23 protein-coding genes are annotated in these 22,976 nt (G+C 38.0%); 18 read left to right on the top strand and 5 right to left on the bottom strand.

Annotation, left to right across the window (positions count from 1 at the left end; all coding sequences use genetic code 11):
- Positions 1-17: 17 nt before the first annotated feature.
- The 6 genes from ACRD7B_RS01170 to ACRD7B_RS01200 all read left to right on the top strand — a co-directional run bounded on the left by ACRD7B_RS01170 (position 18) and on the right by ACRD7B_RS01200 (position 5,173).
- A complete protein-coding gene (locus tag ACRD7B_RS01170; protein ID WP_430822610.1) occupies positions 18-365 on the top strand; it encodes a hypothetical protein in 348 nt (115 codons plus the stop codon).
- A 392-nt stretch (positions 366-757) separates the two neighbouring features.
- Positions 758-1,474, top strand: a complete 717-nt coding sequence (locus tag ACRD7B_RS01180) for a thioredoxin domain-containing protein (protein ID WP_430822612.1) — start codon at positions 758-760, stop codon at positions 1,472-1,474.
- A 12-nt stretch (positions 1,475-1,486) separates the two neighbouring features.
- Positions 1,487-2,092 (top strand): peroxiredoxin-like family protein, encoded by a 606-nt coding sequence (locus ACRD7B_RS01185; protein ID WP_430822613.1) that lies wholly within the window; start codon positions 1,487-1,489, stop codon positions 2,090-2,092.
- A gap of 10 nt (positions 2,093-2,102) precedes the next feature.
- The gene (locus ACRD7B_RS01190; protein WP_430822614.1) at positions 2,103-2,783 is read left to right on the top strand and encodes a cysteine dioxygenase; all 681 of its coding nucleotides are present in this window, start codon (positions 2,103-2,105) and stop codon (positions 2,781-2,783) included.
- A gap of 11 nt (positions 2,784-2,794) precedes the next feature.
- The gene (locus ACRD7B_RS01195; protein WP_430822615.1) at positions 2,795-4,195 is read left to right on the top strand and encodes a pyridoxal phosphate-dependent decarboxylase family protein; all 1,401 of its coding nucleotides are present in this window, start codon (positions 2,795-2,797) and stop codon (positions 4,193-4,195) included.
- A 3-nt stretch (positions 4,196-4,198) separates the two neighbouring features.
- Complete coding sequence (locus ACRD7B_RS01200) at positions 4,199-5,173, top strand: DUF6695 family protein (protein ID WP_430822617.1); 975 nt, start codon at positions 4,199-4,201, stop codon at positions 5,171-5,173.
- A 3-nt stretch (positions 5,174-5,176) separates the two neighbouring features.
- On the opposite strand, the gene ACRD7B_RS01205 is transcribed toward ACRD7B_RS01200, so the two are convergent.
- Positions 5,177-6,823: a M28 family peptidase gene (locus ACRD7B_RS01205; RefSeq protein ID WP_430822618.1), complete on the bottom strand. Its 1,647-nt coding sequence runs from the start codon at positions 6,821-6,823 to the stop codon at positions 5,177-5,179.
- A 228-nt stretch (positions 6,824-7,051) separates the two neighbouring features.
- On the opposite strand from ACRD7B_RS01205, the gene ACRD7B_RS01210 reads away from it, so the two are divergent.
- The 8 genes from ACRD7B_RS01210 to ACRD7B_RS01245 all read left to right on the top strand — a co-directional run bounded on the left by ACRD7B_RS01210 (position 7,052) and on the right by ACRD7B_RS01245 (position 13,578).
- Complete coding sequence (locus ACRD7B_RS01210) at positions 7,052-7,447, top strand: YbjN domain-containing protein (protein WP_430822619.1); 396 nt, start codon at positions 7,052-7,054, stop codon at positions 7,445-7,447.
- Positions 7,448-7,459: 12 nt separating this feature from the next.
- On the top strand, positions 7,460-8,167 hold the full coding sequence (locus tag ACRD7B_RS01215; protein WP_430822620.1) for a PspA/IM30 family protein: 708 nt from the start codon (positions 7,460-7,462) through the stop codon (positions 8,165-8,167).
- A 21-nt stretch (positions 8,168-8,188) separates the two neighbouring features.
- Positions 8,189-8,737 carry a DUF4178 domain-containing protein gene (locus tag ACRD7B_RS01220; protein ID WP_430822621.1) on the top strand — a complete coding sequence of 183 codons (549 nt, stop codon included), beginning with the start codon at positions 8,189-8,191 and terminating at the stop codon, positions 8,735-8,737.
- Positions 8,738-8,770: 33 nt separating this feature from the next.
- On the top strand, positions 8,771-9,586 hold the full coding sequence (locus tag ACRD7B_RS01225; protein ID WP_430822622.1) for a hypothetical protein: 816 nt from the start codon (positions 8,771-8,773) through the stop codon (positions 9,584-9,586).
- A gap of 20 nt (positions 9,587-9,606) precedes the next feature.
- A complete protein-coding gene (locus tag ACRD7B_RS01230) occupies positions 9,607-10,476 on the top strand; it encodes a DUF350 domain-containing protein (RefSeq protein WP_430822623.1) in 870 nt (289 codons plus the stop codon).
- Positions 10,477-10,586: 110 nt separating this feature from the next.
- On the top strand, positions 10,587-12,140 hold the full coding sequence (locus ACRD7B_RS01235; RefSeq protein WP_430822624.1) for a polyamine aminopropyltransferase: 1,554 nt from the start codon (positions 10,587-10,589) through the stop codon (positions 12,138-12,140).
- A gap of 29 nt (positions 12,141-12,169) precedes the next feature.
- Positions 12,170-12,541: an S-adenosylmethionine decarboxylase family protein gene (locus ACRD7B_RS01240; protein WP_430822625.1), complete on the top strand. Its 372-nt coding sequence runs from the start codon at positions 12,170-12,172 to the stop codon at positions 12,539-12,541.
- A gap of 11 nt (positions 12,542-12,552) precedes the next feature.
- Positions 12,553-13,578 carry a potassium channel family protein gene (locus ACRD7B_RS01245; protein ID WP_430822626.1) on the top strand — a complete coding sequence of 342 codons (1,026 nt, stop codon included), beginning with the start codon at positions 12,553-12,555 and terminating at the stop codon, positions 13,576-13,578.
- Positions 13,579-13,824: 246 nt separating this feature from the next.
- On the opposite strand, the gene ACRD7B_RS01250 is transcribed toward ACRD7B_RS01245, so the two are convergent.
- Together ACRD7B_RS01250 and ACRD7B_RS01255 are read right to left on the bottom strand one after the other, a co-directional pair.
- On the bottom strand, positions 13,825-14,538 hold the full coding sequence (locus ACRD7B_RS01250; protein WP_430822627.1) for a LytR/AlgR family response regulator transcription factor: 714 nt from the start codon (positions 14,536-14,538) through the stop codon (positions 13,825-13,827).
- The gene (locus ACRD7B_RS01255) at positions 14,531-15,598 is read right to left on the bottom strand and encodes a sensor histidine kinase (protein WP_430822628.1); all 1,068 of its coding nucleotides are present in this window, start codon (positions 15,596-15,598) and stop codon (positions 14,531-14,533) included. Before ACRD7B_RS01255 ends, ACRD7B_RS01250 begins: the two co-directional genes overlap by 8 nt.
- A gap of 211 nt (positions 15,599-15,809) precedes the next feature.
- Between ACRD7B_RS01255 and ACRD7B_RS01260 the strand changes: the two genes are divergently transcribed.
- Positions 15,810-16,187, top strand: a complete 378-nt coding sequence (locus tag ACRD7B_RS01260) for a hypothetical protein (RefSeq protein ID WP_430822629.1) — start codon at positions 15,810-15,812, stop codon at positions 16,185-16,187.
- 109 nt (positions 16,188-16,296) lie between these two features.
- On the opposite strand, the gene ACRD7B_RS01265 is transcribed toward ACRD7B_RS01260, so the two are convergent.
- On the bottom strand, positions 16,297-17,001 hold the full coding sequence (locus ACRD7B_RS01265) for a Crp/Fnr family transcriptional regulator (protein WP_430822630.1): 705 nt from the start codon (positions 16,999-17,001) through the stop codon (positions 16,297-16,299).
- 354 nt (positions 17,002-17,355) lie between these two features.
- Positions 17,356-19,233, bottom strand: coding sequence for a methyl-accepting chemotaxis protein (locus tag ACRD7B_RS01270; protein ID WP_430822631.1), 1,878 nt, complete (start codon positions 19,231-19,233; stop codon positions 17,356-17,358).
- A gap of 377 nt (positions 19,234-19,610) precedes the next feature.
- On the opposite strand from ACRD7B_RS01270, the gene ACRD7B_RS01275 reads away from it, so the two are divergent.
- From ACRD7B_RS01275 to ACRD7B_RS01285, 3 genes are read left to right on the top strand one after another with little or no spacing between them, the layout of a single operon-like run.
- Positions 19,611-20,372, top strand: a complete 762-nt coding sequence (locus ACRD7B_RS01275) for an enoyl-CoA hydratase/isomerase family protein (protein ID WP_430822632.1) — start codon at positions 19,611-19,613, stop codon at positions 20,370-20,372.
- A gap of 22 nt (positions 20,373-20,394) precedes the next feature.
- Positions 20,395-21,726 carry a 3-hydroxyacyl-CoA dehydrogenase family protein gene (locus ACRD7B_RS01280; RefSeq protein WP_430822633.1) on the top strand — a complete coding sequence of 444 codons (1,332 nt, stop codon included), beginning with the start codon at positions 20,395-20,397 and terminating at the stop codon, positions 21,724-21,726.
- Between the two features lie 9 nt (positions 21,727-21,735).
- Positions 21,736-22,974, top strand: a complete 1,239-nt coding sequence (locus ACRD7B_RS01285; protein ID WP_430822634.1) for a thiolase C-terminal domain-containing protein — start codon at positions 21,736-21,738, stop codon at positions 22,972-22,974.
- Positions 22,975-22,976 lie beyond the last annotated feature (2 nt).

Consider the following 22,976-nt stretch of genomic DNA (forward strand, 5'->3'; position numbering starts at 1 on the left):
ATTTTTAACGATCAGTTATGAGCGACTTAGTAAAAAATATCACAAACGGCAGAATGCTTAAAAATAATGGAAGCTGGATGTATTGCGACAAATGCAATAAAACCATAGGCTACCTTTGTTATTCTACCTACCAATCTTTTAATTATCGCTTTAAATGCAAATGTGGTTCTGAGGGATCATTTTACCTCTCCTACCCATCTGACAAAGTAGAATCTAACTCCGACAATGCTCTTAAACAAATTAAAAATAGGCTTTGCTGTCCCAACGATGATTCACCATTATTCACCATCGTAAGTAAAAACATTGATTCAGTCGATTATTCCGTTACTTGCAAAAAGTGCCTAAAAAACTACACAAATGAATGAGCCATATTTCAAATACGTTGGTTTTGTTCCTCCTTGTGGCATATACTGTGGGAGCTGCCCCAATTATGTTCGGAAAAAGAATACTTGCGAAGGAGCCCAAATAGCTTGTAAAGAAAGAAAATGCAAAAACATATACCATTGCTGCATTGAAAAAAAAGGACTTGAGTTCTGCCACGAATGCAACTCATACCCCTGCAGCAAATTCAAAACCTTTGCTCATCGTTGGCTAAAATATGGCCAAAACCTAATAATCAATCAGGAAAGAATTAAAAAAATAGGAAAAGAGCAGTTTCTGAGTGAAATGAACAAAGTGAATAAAATTTCATAAAAACATACAAAGCTTGTAAGGTTTTAGCTTTAATTGCGACTCAATACCAATTAAAGTTGAAACCATGCACATATCATTTGCTTCAATAATACTATTTCTATTTCATCAAACGGCAATAACGCTACCTGTCGAGCTAGTACAACTCAGCTCCAAAAGCTTTAGTCAATATACGAGCAACAAGCAAGTTACTTTAATAGATGTAAGAACCATCGGTGAATACAAAAATGGACACATAGAAAATTCAAATCAATTAAACTTCTACTCACCCAACTTTAAACGTAAACTTCTTTTGCTTCCGAAAGAAGAAGCCATATTCCTATACTGCAACACTGGTTATCGTAGCGAACGTGCCGCTAAATATCTAGTGAAAAATGGATACTCGAAAGTGTATAATCTGGAGTTTGGAATTATGGAGTGGCAAGCTCAGGATAAACCCATCATAATCGATAAAGATGCTAGTCCAGATATTACCGACAAATATACGCCAGATGAGTTTGAAACACTTATCAAGTCTCATCCTCAAGTGTTAATCGACTTCTATGCGCCTTGGTGTGCCCCCTGTCAAAAAATGCTCCCTTTGATCGACAGTTTAAAAACTAATTATCATGGTAAAATCAACATCGTTAAAATCAATGCTGACGCCAGCAAGCGTCTGATGAAGAAATTAAACATTGTTGGTGTCCCTCGCCTTTACTTTTATAAGGAAGGTAATCTACAATACATTCACAAAGGCGCCTCAAACAGAAAAGACATAGAAACTCTGATAAGAGATAATTTTTAAAAGAACTATATCATGAAGACAATACAGCTCATAACAATACTAGCACTATTCAGCATAAATGCAATTGGTCAGGAAAAAAGGTCAGCCAAAGATGCTGTTGGATTACAAGTAGGCGATGCGGTTAAGAACTTTTCAGCAAAAGACATGAATGGGGATATGTACGAACTAAAAGAAGAACTTAAAAAAGGCCCAATTGTGGTTATCTTCTATCGTGGCCAATGGTGCCCTGTCTGCAATCGCCACCTAAATACTCTACAAGAAAACTTGCAACTAATCTATGACAAAGGAGCTTCCGTGATAGCAATTTCGCCTGAAAAACCAGAATACCTTAAGATTAGCGCTGAGAAAACTAAAGCATCTTTTTCGCTACTTTACGACGAAGCATATGTAATTTCTGATATTTTCGATGTAACTTTCAGTCCGGACGCATTTACTAAGGCAAGCTACAATACTGTACTTGGGGCTAATTTAAAAAATGCCCATTCAGATGAGAGTCAGCGCTTACCCATACCTGCAACCTTTATTATTGGGCAGGATGAAAAAATTATTTGGAGGCATTTTGATCCGAATTATAAAGAGCGATCAACTGTTGAAGACATAGTGAGTAATATCAAATAAAAGTGCTAATATGGGAAAACCGATTTCACAATCTTTACAAAACCTTATTGAAAGCATTAATAATGAGTGTGTATTGAACAACACCATCATAACTAACATCATTAAACAAAACAAGATTGTAGAAAAAGATATTGAGCCATTTACAACATTTGACCATCCTGACTGCATGAGTTATGGACGAGAACTCATTTTTAAAAACGAACAGTTCAAAATACTGCTTATGTCGTGGAAACCGGGTGACTTTACGGCCATCCATAACCATGGGGAAACAGAATGGGGCTGTGTTTGTTTTTTTGGCGAAGCCGTTCATCGTTTGTATTCTACCAAAAACAATGAACTAAAACTCATTAAAAAAGATAAGATTAGCTCCGGTCAGGTTTTAGCGGTAAAAGGCAGCGTTACACATATGATGGGCAATGCAGGCGAAAAGTCATTTGTGACGCTACATATTTATGGCAGTAACACAAAAAATAAATGTGGATCAGAAGTAACAGTCTACATGCCTGAGTTTCAGAAAATGGTATCAACATCGGGGTCGGCATATATTAATATGCCTAATAATCTGATTTTAACAGAAAGTGCGTTCTCAAAAACTCAAAACGAAACACTAGTTGATTATCTTCAATTAATAAAACCCTTTTACAAGCGTAACAACAATATCGCAACACTAAACAAACTAACACACTCATAAGTCTAAACCTCATGGACAACTTAAGAATATTAGAAAGTAGTTTTGAAAAAATCAGAACATACATTCGAAACAACAATAACTCAGACTCAATTGTAAAATTCAAAAAACCGTCGGAGTTAAATACCTTAATTGGCGTGCAAGTTGAAGAACAAAACGTAACTGAAAACGAATTCCTAGATCTGATTGATAAGTACCTTGACTACTCAGTTAAAACAGGCAATAAACAATTTCTCAATCAACTTTATTCAGGCTTCAACTTCCCAGCTTTTATTGGTGAAGTATTTAGTGCGCTTGCCAATACATCGATGTATACCTACGAAGTAGCTCCCGTAGCTACAGTTATTGAAACAGAAATGGTGCGTTTGATGAATAGCTATGCTGGATATAAAAATGGGGACGGTATTTTTGTGAGTGGTGGCAGTAATGCTAACCTGATAGCAATGTTTTCGGCTCGTAACAGAATAATCCCTGAATGTCGGGTTGATGGCTACGATACAAAGCACAAACTGAAAGCCTTTGTTAACGAACAGGCTCATTATTCCTTTGAAACAGCTGCCAATATTTTAGGCATAGGCGCCAAGAATGTAGTTAAGGTAAAGTCTGATGCCAAGGGCAAAATGATACCTGACGAATTACAAAAAGAAATTAACGAATGCATTGATCGTGGCAAAAAACCCTTTTTTGTAGTAGCAACTTGTGCAACCACTTTGCTGGGTGCCTACGATCCAATTCCTCAACTGGCTGACATTTGTGAAAAGCACAAGTTATGGCTTCATGCCGATGGCTCCTTCGGCGGATCACTAATTCTAAGTGAAACCCATCGTCATTTAATGAAGGATATTGAACGGACAGATTCCTTTGCTTGGAACCCTCACAAACTAATGAACATTCCGCTTATTTGCTCAGCTTTACTTGTTAAAAAACGAGGCACACTTCAGCATAACATTACGGATATCAATACCGACTATATCTATCACGACATTGATCAAATTGAAGACCTGGGAAAAAAGTCCATACAGTGTGGCCGTAAAGTGGATGCTGTTAAACTTTGGTTTGCCTGGAAATACTTTGGCTTAAAAGGGTACAAACAGCGAATTGATAACCTTATTAATATGGCTACCTACGCTGAAAGCATAGTGGCAAATCACCCGCAACTCGAATTGATGTCGGAGCGCCAGTCCTTCTCAGTTTGCTTTAGATATCTACCTAAAAAAGGTGGCGATTTAAATAAATTTAATCTTGAGCTACGTGAAAATCTGCGCAAAAGCGGAAAATCAATAGTGAACTACAGTTACCTCAACAAACAACTCACTATTCGTTTAATCACGGCAAATGGTGAATTAGCTAAGTCTGACATTGATTTATTCTTTGAGAACCTATTATCCGAAGCACAGAACCTGGAAGCGAAGTAAAGAATGACCCAAAACAAAAAGCATACAGGTTTTGCCATAGCCATTGCCTGGCCCGAAACCTTCTGCAAGCAACCAGGCTATTGGTACGACAACTTTTGCAATGCCATTGGCCTGAGCAAGAATCATTATTATAAAGTGGGGCATGCAGCACTTGTATTAATAAATGGCGAAACAAAAACATGCCATTACTTTGATTTTGGACGCTATCATACACCCTTCCAACATGGTAGAGTAAGAGGTGAGCTTACGGATCATAAACTAAAAATGAGTACACGTGCAATACCGTCGGTTGATGGTAAAAGCATTCGTAATTTTGAGGAGATACTAACGGAATTGCAACACAATGCCGAATGCCATGGCGAAGGAGCTATACATGCATCGTATTGTTCCATCTCTTTTGAAAGTGGCCTAAAAAAAGTAAAACAGATGCAAGCCAAAGGGCCCATTCCTTATGGCCCTTTTAAATATGGGGGAAGTAATTGTTCACGCTTTGTACAATCCGCCATATTAGCTGGCAAACCGAATTCCTCCTTAAGGCTCAAATTAAAGTACGCTGTCTATTTAACTCCAACCCCTTTGAACAATGTCAATGCGCTTCACGATAAAAAGGTATTGCCAAAACTTTTAAAAACCCAGGCATTTTGCCCGGTACCAATTAAAGATAAGACTCTATTAAAACAAACACTCATTGAACCCACTAAGCCTAACAACATCCCGACCAACTCACAATGGTTAAGTGGTGAAGGTGCCGGCTCGTGGTTTGCTCTAAAATCAGTTAATGGGGAATACCATATAATACGTTTTAGCCCCGATGGCCAATTGGAATGTGATGGTTTCTTCGAAATTAAGAATGGGGCAAAATTCGACCTAAACAAACCATATCAGTTTGTACACCTTAGCCATTGCCAAACAGTTAAAATCAAACAGAGTGATAAACTAATTACCTTTGAAAGGTCACAGCCCCAATCGAAAAGCTGACACTTATTCAAACTGTTTATCTCTGATGGCTTTGAATTCAGCACCTTCTTTCCATTGTGGATAAACATCGCTATTGGCAATTCTCCAACCAACTCTAAACAGCAACTTAGCGTCTTCCTCCACACCTGAGAGATCCCACCAATCTTCGTATTCATCATCGGGTTTATGATAGCAATTGTCGATCCAGAACTGCTCTCTTTCAGCCATATATTCTTTCCCTTTTTCCCAATGATCGTTATTACCACGGGCAAAAGCAGCAGGAATACCAACCCTTGCAAAACTAAAATGATCCGATCGGTAATACATGCCGGTATGTGCGTTAGGATCAGGTAAAACATAGCGTCCTTTTTTCTCTGCTTCTTCACTAATAATATCATCCAAATCAGACTTTCCATAACCCGTAATCATCACGTCTTTGCATCGTCCAAAAGGAAGCATGAGATCATTATTAATGTTAGCAACGGTTTTATTTATAGGGAAAATCGGATTATCGGCATAATACCCCGAACCATTTAGGCCCGACTCTTCAGCCGTTGGTGCAAAAAACACGATAGAACGACGAGATGACACAGGCATAGCTTTAAATGCTTTGGCAATCTCCATCATCCAGGCAAGTGAAGTTCCATTATCAACAGCACCATTATATATCGAATCGCCATTCATTACATTACCTATCCCCAAATGATCCCAATGGGCGGAATAAAATAAGTATTCGTCTGCCAAATCGGTACCTGGTATTACACCAAGTACGTTATGCGAATCATCTTTCTTCCACGAATTTGTGATTGACAAGTCGACTTTCGCCTTTAATTCGAAACCTTTAAAGCCTTCTGTTTTTGCCTGTGTAATTACATCTGCCATATCCATATCTACGGCCTCGAATAATTGATTGGCTACTGATGCTTGAATCCATCCCTCTATTTTACATCTATCCAAATAATTGTTCTCAACCACAGGGTAGACCTTAGCAACCGCCGCCGAATTATCAACTACCGACCAGTTATAACCTGCTCCCTTATCATCATGAACAATGAGAATACCTTCAGCTCCTTGTCGTGCTGCTTCCTCATATTTATATTTCCATCGACCGTAATAGGTCATAGCGTCACCCGTAAAAAAGTTATCGCGACCCGAATCCAAACCCGGATCATTAACCAATACAACTACCGTCTTTCCCTTCACATCCAGGCCCTCGTAATCATTCCAGTTATACTCAGCAGCAACAATACCATAACCAGCAAATACCAAATCCGATTCCTTAAGCTCCAAGTCTTTCTCAATTCGTTGTGAGAAAGCCACGAAATCATTGGAGTTGCTGAAAGATAATACACCTTTGCCATCAACAGAAATATCTAAACTTGAATTCACATCACGAGTTACCTTTATGAGCGGGACTTTCTGAAAGTAACTATTCCCATTGGCTGGTTCCAAACCAATATCTTGAAAGCACTTTTCCAAATAGGCAATTGTTAAGTTTTCAGCCTCTCCAAAAGGTTTACGCCCCATGTATTCATCACTACCAAGCTCCTTGACATAGCTTATCATGGCCTCAGTGGAGATAACAGATTCGGCTTTCTCAAGTTGTTGCTCTTCGCTTTGACATGAGATAATAATGATAACAACAAGGAAACTTAAAAGATATTTAAACATCGTCAAATGGATTTATTAATACTTAAACGTAAATATAACATTTCATTCATAAAAGCGACTTGACATTTAGCACATTGAATAGAATACATCGATCTCAATAATTTTGGCTTTTCATTATTACTTTCACAAATCAATTATTTTTCACTGTACACCCCTTTCTCCCTTTTATTACATGCAATCTTTTCATATATTTGATAAGTCCCATTACCAATCATAAATCAAACAAACATGAGTGAAGATTTTAACAAGGTGAAAGACTTTTTGCTTGACCTTGAATATGAGATTGTGTCAGAAGACACTAAGGAAGAATTATTTGTTATTGAAAAAGCCGAAGACGGTATTTCAAACCTAATTATCGATTGCGAAGATTCCATCTTAATAATAGAAGGTTTACTTTTTGAAGTAAATAAGGGTTCTGAAGACTTATACAAGTCCTTACTTATAATGAACCGCCAAATTGTGCATGGGGCTTTTGTGTTGGATGAAGATGCCAAGCGTGTCATTTTCCGCGACACATTGCAACTAGAAAACCTTGACTTAAACGAATTAGAAGGAAGTTTGAATTCGCTTAAGCTTTTATTATCAGAGTACTCTGATAAATTAATCGAATTTTCAAAATTATAAAAGAAACAAACAATGGGAATTTTCAATAGAATATTTCGAGTTGGTAAAGCCGAAACTCACGCCATAATTGACAAATTAGAAGATCCGATCAAAATGACCGAGCAAGGTATTCGCGATCTTAAAGTTGATCTAGACAAAAGCCTTCAGGCCTTAGCCGAAGTTAAAGCAATGGCAATTCGCAGCAAAAAAGACCTTAGTCAGAATAAATCTTTGGCTAAAAATTACGAACAGAAAGCCGTTTTACTACTCCAGAAAGCCGAGAAAGGTGAATTGGACGTGGCAGAAGCAGATCGTTTAGCTACTGAAGCTCTAACAAAAAAGGAAGAAGCTGTTGAAGCTGCAACTCGTGCTCAGGATGAAGTTACTCGTTTTGACAATAACATAGCTGGACTCGACAAAAATGTTAAAAAACTGAAGAGCACCATCTCAAGTTATGAGAATGAACTTCGTACGCTTAAGGCTCGTGCTCGTGTGAGCAGTGCTACACAAAAAATCAACAAGCAATTAAGCGGAATTGATAGTTCTGGAACAGTATCGATGCTTGAGAAAATGAAAGAGAAAGTTGCTCAACAAGAAGCTTTATCGGAAGCTTACGGTGAAATTAGTAATGAAAACCGCAGTTTAGACGATGAAATTGATGATGTACTTTCTGAAAAAAATGTGAAAGCTTCAAATTCATTGGAAGAACTAAAAGCTAAGCTTAAGGACAAAAGTGAATAAGTAGCGTCAAGCATTCAAACTATGGGATTATTCGATATTTTTAAAAAGAAAGAAGCACATTACGATAGCACCAACATCAGGGTTCAAGACCTTGATGTTGGTTTTGTATTTGAATACGACTTATCAACTTGGATAGTTGAGGCTATAATGGAATACGATTGGGGAGATAATTATTTCACCCGCGAATTTCAGATTAACAATGGCAGCGAGACTCGATTCCTTGGAATAGAAGATGACGATGAGTTGTCAATTTCTTTTATGCAAAAGGTTAAAGTAAGAGCATTACAAGACGATTTAACCGACATCTTAATCTCTCGCCAGCAACCACCTAAAAAAATTACGTACAAAGGCGTTGTTTATTTCCTTGAAAAGGAATCACCGGGCTATTTTCATAACATCACCAAAGGTGGTGAGTGGGAAGAGTTTCGCTCGTGGGATTTTGAAGATGAAGACGGTAAGCAGCTTTTGTGCATTGAACAATGGGATGAAAAAGAATTTGAAGCTTCGATTGGACTTAGCTTAAAAGAATTTGAAATCTCAAACATATTACCTGGCGAAGACAATAAATAAGAATAATATAGTGGTACCCAAACCCAAATAATTATGAGTAACGGAATTGCAAAAATTATAATCGCCGTTATTATCGGTTTTTTTGTATTAAGATCGTGTAATAACTGCACAGGAAGTAGCAGCAGTCGCTCTTCTTCGACGACACAAAAATGGCAAAAAACGCCTGTTGATAAACTCATTACTTCGCTCAATAGCGAGCAGAACTATTCCATCATCTTATTAGATATGGATTCGAGAAGTAGTAAATACTATCATCAATACAACATCATTGTTGAAAAAGCTGATACCGTAGTTTCTAAAACCACAGACTGGGAAGAAGTACCAGATGTGTTTTTCGATGCTAATGTGGATAACATGGGCATGGAAATAGTAACTCGTAAAGATGGTGTACTAAGCAAAACGGCTAGTCCTGCAGGATATAACCACTATGTGGGCAATCCAAAATACGGACAGTGGGAAGAACGCAATGGTTCTTCATTCTGGTCGTTCTATGGAAAATATGCCTTTATGTCTTCCATGTTTAACATGATGACCTATCCAGCGCGTCGTTCGTATTACAACGATTATTATGGCGGTGGCTATTACGGATCACGTCCTTATTATGGTCCATCAGGTCGTAATGTATATGGCACCAACACCTACACTTCATCTGGCGCAGGTAAGAGTAGCACATGGGGCAACAAACCATCAAGCTTCAAACAAAGTGTAAGAAGTGATGTAAAACGATCGGCCACAAGGAGCAGTTCTCGTTCCTACTCTTCAAGTTCGAGTTATTCGAAGAAAAGCCGTAGTTCGAGTCGTTACAGCAGTTCATCATCTCGCAGTCGCAGTGGCGGATTTGGCAAATAATCACCCAAAACTTGATAAACATGACATTTTCAGATATTTCAACAATACTATATGATGCCGTTGCTTACATAGCTGTTGGCTTTATTATCTTTTTCGTGGGTAAGTTAGTTTACCAATTAGTTAATCGCGATTTTAACATTAAAGAAGAATTAGTTGAGAAAGACAACCTGGCATTTTCATTTGCCCATGTTGGTTATTTCATTGGTTTGTTATTGGCGGTTGGTAGCGCCATTGTTGGGCCAACACAAGGTTTAGTAAACGACATTATTGACATTGCCATTTATGGTGGACTAGGTATCATTTTACTAAACCTTTCTATTTGGCTCAACGATAAAATAATTCTTCGTAAGTTCTCCGTTAAAAAGGAAATCATCGAAGATCGCAATGCTGGGACGGGTGTTATTGAAGGTGCCATCTCTATTGCATCGGGTTTAATAATTTTTGGCGCAGTTACTGGCGAAAGTGGCAACCTTACACAAGGCATAAGTTCGGCTGTTGTTTTTTGGTTAGCTGGTCAAGTAGCCTTATTTATTACTGCTGCTGCTTATCAACTTATCACGCCTTACGATGTACATGAGCACATCGAGAAAGACAATGTAGCTGTTGGAGTAGGTTTTGCGGGTGCACTAATCGCCATTGCTAACCTAATTCGCCATGCCATTACAGGTGATTTCGAAGGTTGGGGACTTACTTTTGGAGAAGCAGGCTTTGAATTAGTGCTAGGTATCATCTTATTACCTGTCATGCGCTTCTTAACCGATAAGATTCTTTTACCGGGTCAGCGTTTAACTGACGAAATTATCAATCAGGAACACCCAAACATTGGTGCTTCTATTATTGAGGCCTTTGCTTACATAGGCGGCTCCATAATGATTACATGGTGCCTGTAAAAGGAGATCTCTAGATTATAGATTACAAGAATATAGACTTAAATTAACCCTGGAGCAATCTAGGGTTAATTTTTTGTCATATCATTTGATGACATTGAATAAGCTCAATAATGTTTAAGATCCAAAATAAATATTCGGCCATTTTAAAAGCTGCCATCTTTGCAACTGGCTTTAGTGGCATTGTTGCCGAATATCTTCTTTCAACCTTGGCCACCTATTTTTTAGGCGATTCCATTTTTCAATGGGCCATGATTGTTTCAACCATGCTCTTCACAATGGGTATTGGTAGTCGTATCAGTAAAGTTTTTAAAACACGCTTAACCGAAAAGTTTCTCATTCTTGAGTTTGCCTTATCGCTAGTAGTTGCTTTTTCTCCTCTGATTGTATATACGGCATCGGCCTACACCAATTCCATTGGCATACTTATCTATTTTTTCTGTATGCTAATTGGAACATTAATTGGAATGGAAATTCCATTAGTGATGCGCATCAACGATGAATACGAAGATCTACGCATTAACATCTCAAATGTGCTTGAAAAAGATTACTACGGCAGCTTGCTCGGAGGTATCTTCTTTGCTTTTATCGGACTACCCATAATGGGATTGACTTACACGCCCTTTCTATTAGGAGTTGTTAATTTTACGGTTGCACTTGCAGTTTTCTTTTTTCTTCGCAAGATGATTAAGCCTAGTTACCGAAAGGCTTTAAGCATATCGATGGTCGCTATATCACTCATAATTGTTGCTGGTGTATACTTGGCTGACCCAATCATACAATATGGCGAACAGAAAAAATACAAGGACAAAGTAATTTACGCAGAACAAACACGTTATCAACGCATCGTTATCACCCAATGGGAAGATAACCATTGGCTGTACTTAAATGGCAATCAGCAACTATGCTCCATGGATGAAGTTATGTATCACGAGCCATTGGTTCATCCGGCCATGTCACTTCACCCTCACCCAGTCAATATTCTAGTTTTAGGTGGTGGCGATGGTTGCGCTGTTCGTGAGATATTAAAATACCCGAGTGTTCAGTCAATTAAATTGGTGGATTTAGATCCAGCCATGACTAACTTAGGTAAAGAACATCCTGTTCTGCTTGATATGAATAAAAACTCCATGCATCATCCAAAGTTGGAGATTATTAATACAGATGGCTATCAGTACATTTCAGACAATCAAGATTTTTACGATGTCATCATCATAGATTTGCCCGATCCTCGATCTGTTGAACTAGGCCGCTTATATTCGAGCGAATTCTACAGCATATGCCATAAACATTTGCGGCCGGAAGGTATGATTGTTACGCAGGCTGGCAGCCCTTACTTTGCAACAAAAGCTTATAATTGCATACAAAAAACCATGAGGGATGCTGGATTCAAAACCATACCCTTACATAACCAAGTATTAACACTGGGCGAATGGGGTTGGTCTTTGGGAATTAAAACAGAACGTGAAATTGATTTGAAAAAGCAATTACAATCCTTAACTTATGACGGAATTTCGACCCAATGGATTAATCACGAAGCCATGCAACTAATTACGTCGTTTGGTAAGGATTTCTTTCCGGGAGCTAGTGATTCAGTTAGAGTTAACCGAATTCACGACCCGGTTTTATATAAGTATTATTTAAAGGGCAATTGGGATTTGTATTAAAACCAACGAAGCTTAACAGAAACAACGCAATGAACAACATAAATCCAGTAAATCTGCCACCACAAGTTTTTAACCTTAAAGGTTGGATAGAATTAACTGAATCCTCACAGTTGAAAACCTTATTTGGTGAACAATTAAAAAATGCCGATTTTAAAGTATTAAACTTTTCAGATCATCATTTTCCGCTGAATGGCTACACGGCTTTTTGGCTTTTAGCCGAATCGCATTTGGCATTACACACATTTACTGAAAGCGGTTGGTGCTACATCGAGTTAAGCAGTTGCAACAAAGAAAAAGCACAGCTCTTCAAAGCGGCATGCGAAAAACTGCCTCATGCACTAAAATGGGATAGCGATGTGGAAGAGCTAAGTTGCGAGACTAACAATAACGTTCACTCATAACACAATTTGCTATGAAGAAAAAACTTGGTTTAGCTGTTGGTTTTGTCATATACCTCTGCCTCATCTACGTTATATCGGTGCTTGAAAGAGGCGATGCCAATGCCAATATCAAATCGCTAACCGATGCCCTTTGGTATGCCATTGTTACCTTGACGACCGTAGGCTATGGTGACTTTTACCCTGTTACACCCTGGGGTAAAGTAGTAGGATTATTTGTAATACTTGGTAGTCTGGGTGTAATCGGCTACTTCATTGGTGAAATAAGCAGTAGAATAAACATTTATATGGAAAAGAAGAAAACAGGGTTCTTCGGAACAGATTTCGAAGACCATTACCTAATTATTGGATGGAGTGAATTTGGACGAAAAGTTGCTGATCAGGTTTTTCCAGCTGGACATAAAATTGCCTTCGTAACAAACTCAAAAAACGACCTTGAACTCCTCAAGGATTTATACCCTCACGAACAATGTTTCGGAATGTTTGCCGATTATAACAACATGCAAGCTTACGAAAAAGCAAACATCCTAAAGAGTAAAGCTGTATTTATCAACTTCACCGAAGATACCGAAACACTGGTATTTGTTCTTAATCTTAAAAAGGCATTTCCAAATCTCAACATCATTGTCAATTGCAGCAACCCCGATCTGAAAGAAACATTGATTAGCACTGGCATAACACATGTAGTGTCTCGCAGCGAAGTAGCTTCACGAATGGTGGCTAGTTACCTGTTTGAGCCACATGTGGCAGAATATACGGAAGATTTGATTGCAACTAGCATTGCTCACGACGATCAGGATATTCAGCAATTTAAAGTCACCCAAAACAACCCCTATCTAGGCAAAAAATATTTCGATGCCTTTGTAGAGATGAAGAAAGATCTTAACGTCATTTTAATTGGTTTGGTCATCGACAATAAGGTTGACAAAAACCCAAGCGACGATCAAAAAATAGAGCTCGACCAATACATCATAGTTATTTCATGCGGAAGTGACAAGAAAGCTTTGGAGAGTACCTTTGGAGTACAAGAGGGAGTGTAGATTATAATGGTTAATGATAAAAGATTAGTGATTAATTATTAGAAAAACTTAAAGAGCAACTTTAATCCCTCTGGGATTTAACAACAATAACCATGGGTGCAACCCATGGTAAACAAACAGGTACAAATAGAACCCCGAAGTGGGTTCAACTGTTGATTAACATACTTTTAAAACATAAGCTCGCCATTAGTACAAAACAGGTTCAAGCCGAAACACAAGAGTAGAAGCCGCAATGCACTTATACTATTACAAACTCTCTAATCGGCTAATCACTTCATTTTTATATCCCCTGCTTATTGGAACGGTAGCATCTTCCATCTCAATGTATTCGTGAGTAAAAGAGCTGATGTGGGCTAACGATACCAGATACGAGCGATGTGTTCTAATAAAGGACTTAGCCGGCAACTTGGCTTCAATATTTGAAATAGTTTCGCGCGTAACTACCTCCTGATAATCTAAATGTATCTTGATGTAATCACTCAGACTCTCAACGTATTTAATGTCCTTAAAAACGATCTTTATCATCTTACGATCCGACCGTACAAAAATGAAGTCGCTGGCTTCAGCTTCAATCTTTTCTGGGACATTACTTAAGTTGGGTGTTTCTTCCAGGTATTTCTGAACCGATTGCAAAAGGCGATTAAAAGCGATGGGTTTAAGTAGGTAGTCAACGGCTTTCAAATCAAAACCTTCAACCGCATAGTCGCGATAAGCTGTGGTAAAAATGATTTTGATGTTGGGGTTAATGGTTTTAGCAAAGTCCAATCCTGAGATCTCCGGCATATTAATATCCAAAAAAACAAGATCAATCGATTGAGAACTGATCCATTTAAATGCTTCCAGTGCGTTTTTGCAAGAGGCCACAATATTAATCTGATCGATTTTTTTCAGATGTGTTTCAATCACTTCGCGAGCAGTGGCTTCATCATCAACAATTATACAGTTTATGACTTTAGACATCGGCAAAGGGTTTTAAATCGATGATTAAATGGGCAGTATAGCTATCCTTTTCTCTAGTTGCTTTTAATTGGTAATTATTAAGGTAATTCAGGTCAAGCCGCTTATTAATATTACTCAAACCAATGCCTTCTTTTGCTTCATCCTCAACAGGTGAACGCATACTATTGCTAATTTTAAATTCCATTTGATAATTATCCACTCTTATACTGGCATCAATACGTAGAAAGCCATCCACTAACTCACCATGCTTAAAGGCGTTTTCTACAAAAGGAATGAGTAACATGGGCGACACTTGAATTGAGGAATCAATGCTAGGAGCATCAAAACGAATAAGCAAACTATCTTTAAACCGGATTTTCTCCAATTCGATGTATTCCTTAATGTGCAACACCTCCTCTTTTAAAGCCACCTTTGGTTGGTTTATCTGATACAGAATATAATCAAGTAAGTTAGATAGTTTGAGAATTATCTCCGGTGTGTGCTTCGATTTTTGAAGTGCAAAGCCATAAATAGTATTCAAGGTATTGAAGAGGAAGTGAGGATGAATCTGACGTTTGAGATAGTGCAATTCTTGTTCTTTTAATTGAAGCTGAGTGGCCAGTATCTTATTTTCCAACTCCTTGTTTTTGGCATCGGTTTTTAATGTATTATTAAGTATACTAATAAAAGAAATAACGCCAACCACAAGGTAAACCAAGATGAGAATGAACAAAAAGTTTTTACTCATTGGTGGCATAATGGCCACATTAAATTTCAATAGAAAAATCAAACAGCCATACAGAGCCAATACTATTAAATAAGAAGACACCACAAAGGTATAGAAGGTATAGAGTGCAAACTTTTGATAGTCTCGCTTTAATAAAAAACGAGGAATAAGGATGCGTTCCATAAAATAAGTCACCCCCATGGTTAAAGGTAAAAGGCAACTTGAAAACCAGATAATATAAGTATTGTCGTTAGAGTTGTAGCTAAAAAAATAGAAAAAGAAGAACCATACACCTGTCCAGAATAGTAGGTGTAAGCTTACGGTTTGAACTATTTTAGGCAAACGAAAAGTCATTACTACAATATTACAATTTTTTATGGCTCCTGTGATACAATATCGACCAATGACCATTTTAAGTCCTGATTTTGCAATTTGAGGATTAATTTCCAACTTACAGATGAAAACTGATGATAAAGGGATGAAGAATGGTAGGTGGTCGAATAAGAAATTTTGGTATTGATTGATGCGCTACATTTGCTTCAGTATTCATTTAAAAGCAAAAATCATGATTGACAAACTTAACGACGGAGGACCGTTTTTCACCTATCCAATAATGATATTGTTAGTGATCATTATTGCATTGATTGTACGAGGCTGTTTGAAATCAAATAGCAATGGAAAAATAATCGCACTTATTAAATCCATAAGTTGGTTTACCTTGGCTTGGGGCTTTTTAGGAAGAACTTTCGGATTAATTGTAGCTTTTGATAATGTATCAGCCAGCGGAGAACTAACACCAAGCCTATTAGCAGGAGGATTAAAGATGGCCATACTGAACCCACTCTTTGCCATTGTCGTTTTTTTAATTGCTCGTGCAGGCGTTATTTACATGTTATCTGTGAAGAAAGAAACAGATTTTGAGCCTAATGGGGAATTAAAATAATAAATCAAAAGAGTTGGCAATTTCGCCAGCTCTTTTTGTTAATAAGTACATACATAATGATCGGTGATGAAAACCACTACTCACTAATACCTTCGGACTAGCGGACTAATCACATAGCAACACTACCAATTCGTGTCAGCTTTTGAATATTCATTAATCTAATGCGACGACCATTTACCTCTATCAGGTTTTCCTTCTTAAAATCAGCTAACATCCGAATTACGGACTCAGGTACCGTTCCTACCACATTTGCCAAATCACGTCGGGATAATGGAATTTTAAGATTACAATCATCATCCACATCAAACACTTCTTTAAGTTGAACCAAGCCTTCAGCTACACGTTCACGTACTGTTTTCTGCGCCACGTTTAAGATGAATGTTTGCGTTGCACTAAGCTCACCACACACATGTTTCATCATTATCATTGAGAAGTTTGAATTCGATTTCATCAATTGAGTCAAGCACGACCCTTCGATATAGGCCACTTTAACATCTTCCATAACTTCGGCGGTTGCACAGGCTAATTCTTCCGTTAAAAACGATCTGAACCCAAGAATCTCACCTCCCTTGGCAAAACGAATAATTAATTCCTTGCCTTTTGACCCGCACTTTTTTTGCTTGACCACCCCATCGAACAAAAGAATTACTTTATTTAAGTAACAACCTTCACGATAAAGTATATTTCCTTTTCGGAGCTCTTTATAATGCAGGTTTTCTAACAATAAAGCGGTTTCACTTTCGGATAAATGACGAAAAATCTCCAACTTTTTCAATCTATCCCTTAATACATTAATTGCTACTCGTGTTTCCATACAACAAATAATATTAAACGTGATAAATACTTACGACGACCTCTGAACGTTTTATTCCAATATTTAAATGAACAACTTCGGTTACAAACATAAATGGAATTTTTGTGATTAAACACCCCTTTTCGCAATATTTTACCTAATTTTCAGCAGCTATATGCTATGTTAAAAGTCATGTTTACGATATTAGATATACAAATTCACACAGATACCCGAAGTCCTCTTTAAATTCCGACTATAGTTTTGGTGAACAAAAAGCAATTTAGAAAGCACTAGTCAAGGTGACCAGAAAGATACCCGAACCATTACTTACATAACCCGATAGGTAGATAATAACATATCGGGGTAAATTCAGACCTAATTTAATTTAAATCGACCCACCATGTCATTTAATTGATCTGCACCTTGCTTCATCTCTGTCGAACTCGAAGCCAATTCTTCTGAGGCAGCAGCATTCGATTGCGTAACCTGATTAAGTTGCTCTATAGCATGGTTTATTTGCTGTGCTCCAATCGTCTGTTCTTTACTTGAAGAACTAATTTCCTGTACCATCTGTACAGTCTTATCAATTTGACCGATAGCTTCCTTTAGCTTACCTCCAGCCTTCTCAGCACCTGATACTCCCTCACTAATCAGACTCGCAATTTCATCAGCTACCACTTTACTTCGTTCAGCCAACTTTCGAACTTCAGTTGCTACTACAGCAAAACCTCGCCCTTGCTCTCCAGCTCTGGCGGCCTCAACAGCAGCATTTAAAGCTAAAATATTTGTCTGTTGAGCAATACCAGTCACCATATCAACCTTCTCTACAATTAACTTCATCAAACGCTCACTTTCCGTTGAAGCAACATTACCTTCCTTAATGCTATCTGCCATAATTAAAGTAACCTGCTCGGCCTGCTCGCTATATTGCTTGTTTTGCGCAATTGAAGCAGTCATCTCTTCCATTGAAGCTGAAACTTCTTCAGTAGATGAAGCTTGTTCATTAGCTCCCGTTGAAATATCCTGAGATGTAGTATTCATTTGTGTACTCGCACCAGCCAAAGCATTTGAACTGCGTTTAATTTCTTGCAATAAATTTGAAACCTCATCCACCATAAGATTTAAAGCACTGGCTAATTCTCCAATTTCGTCCTCTTGATTAATGTCTAATTTCTGACTCAAATCACCTTTGGCAATAGTTTGCGCAAACACAACCCCTTTTCTCAACTGTCTCACTAAAAAACCAGATAAGAACATAGCCAATCCGACTCCAGCAACTAACGACAATAGTAAAATAACTATGGTCAAAACACTCGTACTTCTTGCCTTGCTAACCATTTTACTTTCCGATAATATACTGGCTTCAGAAATATCAATGGAATGATTAAACAACTTACCAATTGTATCCAATTGCACAAGGGTTTGCCCAAAAAACACACCGTTAGCTGCTTGCGTTCCTTTAAGTTGCTCCTGATTTCTTTCAATTAATTCATTCAAAATACCCAAAACCTGATCAGCAGCTCCGGCGGTATTGTTCATATAATAATTTTGAGCTCCAACATAATCGCCAGCAGCAACCATCCGATTAAGCGATCTGGCAGATTGGTGCAAACGTTCGTGAGGCCGAAGAATGTCGTTAAATTTTTCACTTAGCACCTCATCTTTCTGCAAAAGTTCTTGCGTGTTTGGCAGGTCAAGCCAACTACCCAAACCACACTTCGTATGATCCATCTGAACACCTATTTGACTTTTTTTACTCAATATTGCTTCTTCAACTTGCAACATCCACAGCAAATGATCAGATTTAGATTTATTTAAGGCGATAGATAAACTTACATCAACATGCTCATGCAAATCTTCAATTTCAATTGCCGATTGGTGCAATAACATATGCGGCTCCTCAAAAAGAGGAAATACCTCTTTAAGATCCGGTACTAATTCCTCAGCTTGCTTTCGGCCATCTCCATAATACCATTTCCCAAAATCACATTTATGATGATCTGTTTGAACCGCCAACTCTAAGGCCTCTGAGCTAGACAGGAATTCACTTACTTGTTTAGCCCATATTAAATGTTGCGTGTATCTGGTCTCCAAGTCACCCTTTAACTTATTACCGGCAATAACCTGCTCTGCATCTGAAATGATATTTCTTATTCCATTAAATGACAAAAAGCCAACTATAGTAAGCAGCACCAATAAAACTCCAAAGCTGAATAAAAGCTTAGTTCTAATTTTTAAGTTATTCCAGATCATGTTAAAAGTGTTTTTTTCAAGATAATAAGCAAAATGATAATAATCAATTAATTTACCCTGTATAACATTTCTTTTACCAGAGTTAAAAACATCAAAACCTAAGGCCAGAAAGCATTTCCCTTTCAAATTAAAAGCTAACTACACTTAACACTCTGCATAAAGTTGACTTTAATAACTAATTTAATTAACTTATTTACAAATTCACACATTCTTTTTCTTTTGATGTTTAATATCTTATACCAACAACACAACAAGAACAAGGTAACATTACTAATATATGATAGTAATACGTCATAAAATGGTAAAACTCGAAATTAAAGATTTTGGTATCTTTAATTATTTTTAATACATTTATTGCAACACCACACACAAAAGATATGCAACACATCACTTATTTTGAGAACAATACAATAGCTATCATTACATTTCATCGCCCGGATTCACTTAATGCGCTCAACAGCGAAGTATTTTCCGAATTCAATCTTTTGCTCGACAAAATCGACTCCTCTGACAATTTGAAAGCAGTAATACTAACTGGAGAAGGAAAAGCGTTTATTGCAGGAGCCGACATTGCAGAGATGCATGGAAAAACGGAAGTTGAGGCTCGTATTTTTTCGAAAATTGGACAAGATACACTTCTACGCATAGAAAGCATGCCAATACCATTTATTGGCGCCATCAACGGCTTTGCGCTAGGCGGCGGTTTAGAAGTAGCCTTGGCTTGCGATTTTCTGCTCGCCAGCGACAAAGCTAAGTTCAGTGCTCCCGAAGTTAACCTTGGCCTCATACCAGGATTTGGAGGAACGCAGCGCCTTAGTCGAGCCATTGGTTTAAACAATGCTCGATTCTATCTCCATACAGCGCATATGTTTGACGCCTACGAAGCACAACGAATGGGCTTGGTTCAGCAAATATTTTCAGCCGATGATTTAATGAATGAAGCCATAAAAGTTGCGGAACTTATTGCCAACAAAGGGCCACAAGCTACCAAGACGCTTAAGGCTTTAATGAACCAAAGTCAAGACTCTAACCTTGAAACAGGCTCTCAGCAAGAAAGAGAAGCATTCAGCAAACTTTTTAATTCAGAAGCACAAGAAGGCATGCAAGCCTTTCTTGAAAAAAGAAAACCCAATTGGTAAGTACACATAAACATTATACATCATGAATCATCACCTAGAACGATATAAAAACATAAGCGTACTCGGAGCAGCAGGAAAGATGGGCAGTGGCATTTTACTATTAAATGTTCTCCACTCAGCCAAGTTGATGCATCATCCCGACTATGTTGGCCAAACATTCGTTGTTAATGCCATTGATCAGAGCTTCGAACAGCTTGACAAATTGAACCATTACATTAAGGATCAAGTAACAAGATGGGCTGAGAAGAACATTATTTGGTTACGCAAAGCCTATAACAACCGACCTCATCTTATTGATAATAAAGATATCATTGACACTTTTGTGTTTGAAGCTTTATCTCTTATTAAACCCTCTATCAACATCGAACCAACATACCGTTCAACTCTGATATTTGAAGCCATCATTGAAAATGAAGATGTAAAAACTAAGCTTTTCAAACAAATAAACGATAACAACCCAAACAAACCATTCTTTTTAAGCAACACAAGCTCAATCCCCATCTCTGTATTAAATGACAAAGCTGAGTTAAATGGCAATATTATCGGTTGTCATTTTTATAACCCACCTGCAGTTCAAAAATTAATTGAGGTCATCGAAACAGAGAATGGCAACCCTGATTTAACCAAATTAGTTTATGGTTTTGCCAATCACATGCAAAAAGTACTAGTCCCATCTAACGATCTTGCCGGATTTATTGGAAATGGCTTTCTAATGCGTGACATTCTATATGCCGAAAAACAATACAACAACCTTAAACCCGATATGGGCCACAACAAAACAATTTTAAGCATCAATACCATAAGCCACGAATTGTTAATTCGCCCAATGGGAATATTTCAACTTATCGATTATGTAGGCATCGAAGTTTGCACCTATATCATGAAGGTAATGAATCACTATTTAGAGGATGAACTAATTAGCCCATTATTAAATAAGTTACTAAGCCTTGGTATCAAAGGGGGACAAAATCCAGATGGCACACAAAAAGACGGATTCTTTCAATACAGCGAAGGCGATATTGTAGGAATTTATGACTTAGAATCTAAATCCTATATAAGCACTGGTGATTTAATGGAAGAAGTCAAGCATTTTCTAGCTGTAAAAACAGAAGCTTATTCATGGAAACAACTGAGTCAATCAAAACGTGCAGCGAAACACCTTGACAACTTCTTTAGTGAGCTTATAAAAGAAAACAGTATTGGTGCAAAAATGGCTTGCAATTACATGCGAGCCATGAAAGATCTCGGAATTCAATTACAAGCAGACGGTGTATGCAGTTCTACCGAACATGTAAATACAGTTATGAAGAATGGCTTTTTTCACCTCTACGGCCCAGTTAACAACTATATCTAAACCAACATTATGCAAAGAAGAATATTTTTAGTTGCTGGATACAATACAATAGCACTTGGAACAGGTCGTAAAGAGTTTCATCCTAAAAAGGAGCGTCCAGGAATAGAATACTATATGCAAGAAGCAGGACGGGCAACTCTAAAGAAAATTGGTGGCGCAGGCAATGTGGATGAAAGTGTTGTTGGTAATTTTATGGCCTCACGGTTTAACAATCAAGCTCACTTGGGAGCATTTATTCCTTCCATTGACAAAAAATTACAATACAAACCAGCCATGCGTGTTGAAGGGGCGTGTGCCTCAGGAGGACTAGCTATGATTTCTGGCATCAAGTCAATATTAGCGGGCACAGCCGATGTTGTTTTAGCCATAGGTGTAGAAGTTCAAAATACGGTTAAAGCGATGTACGGAGCAGATCATTTAGCACTGGCTGGCTATTACAAGAATCGCAAAAATGGTCATGCTTATTTCTTCCCTGGCGAATTTAGTGATCGGGCAGGAAGTTATTCTAAAACCTACGGTGACGATTACGCGAGAAAAGGAATGGCTACTTGGTATGCTAACTGCATTCAAAATGCTCGCCTGTGCGAAACAGCTCAAGAACACCACAACGATTCTGAACACCTATTCGACACAGGCATGGAGGCGCCAAATGCCGAACTTTTTGTTGACAACCTTAACTATGCCGATTGCTCAAAAGTATCCGATGGCGCATCTTCAATTGCTATTGTATCCGAAAAAGGATTGAAGAGAGTTGGCTTACCATTATCCGAAGCAGTTGAATTAGTTGGCTTTAGTCAGGTTGAAGAAAACATTATGGAGCCACCCATTGACGAATGTGAACTAAGTACGACCAAAAATGCCGTTAGCAAAGTTCTAGAAATGGCACAAATCACCAAAGATGAGCTTGCCACCGTTGAAACACACGATTGCTTCACAATTGCAGGCGTACTTGCCACCGAAGCCATTGGATTTGCTGCTAAAGGTAAAGGTGCTCAGTTTGTAGCAGACGGTCATACTTCCCGAGAAGGCAGTATACCCTTTAATACTACTGGTGGATTAATTGGATGGGGACATCCAACTGGCGCCACAGGTGTTCATCAGGCCGTTACTATCTGGGAACAGTTAACTCATCAGGCTGGCAGAGCTCAAATCTCTATCCCAGAGCACAAACCATACGGACTGACGGTTAATATGGGTGGTAATGATAAAACAGTGGTTTGTATGGTACTCAAAAAAACAACAGGATAAAG

The sequence above is a fragment of the Carboxylicivirga fragile genome, assembly GCF_050589805.1.
In the GTDB taxonomy this organism is placed as follows: Bacteria; Bacteroidota; Bacteroidia; order Bacteroidales; family Marinilabiliaceae; genus Carboxylicivirga; species Carboxylicivirga fragile.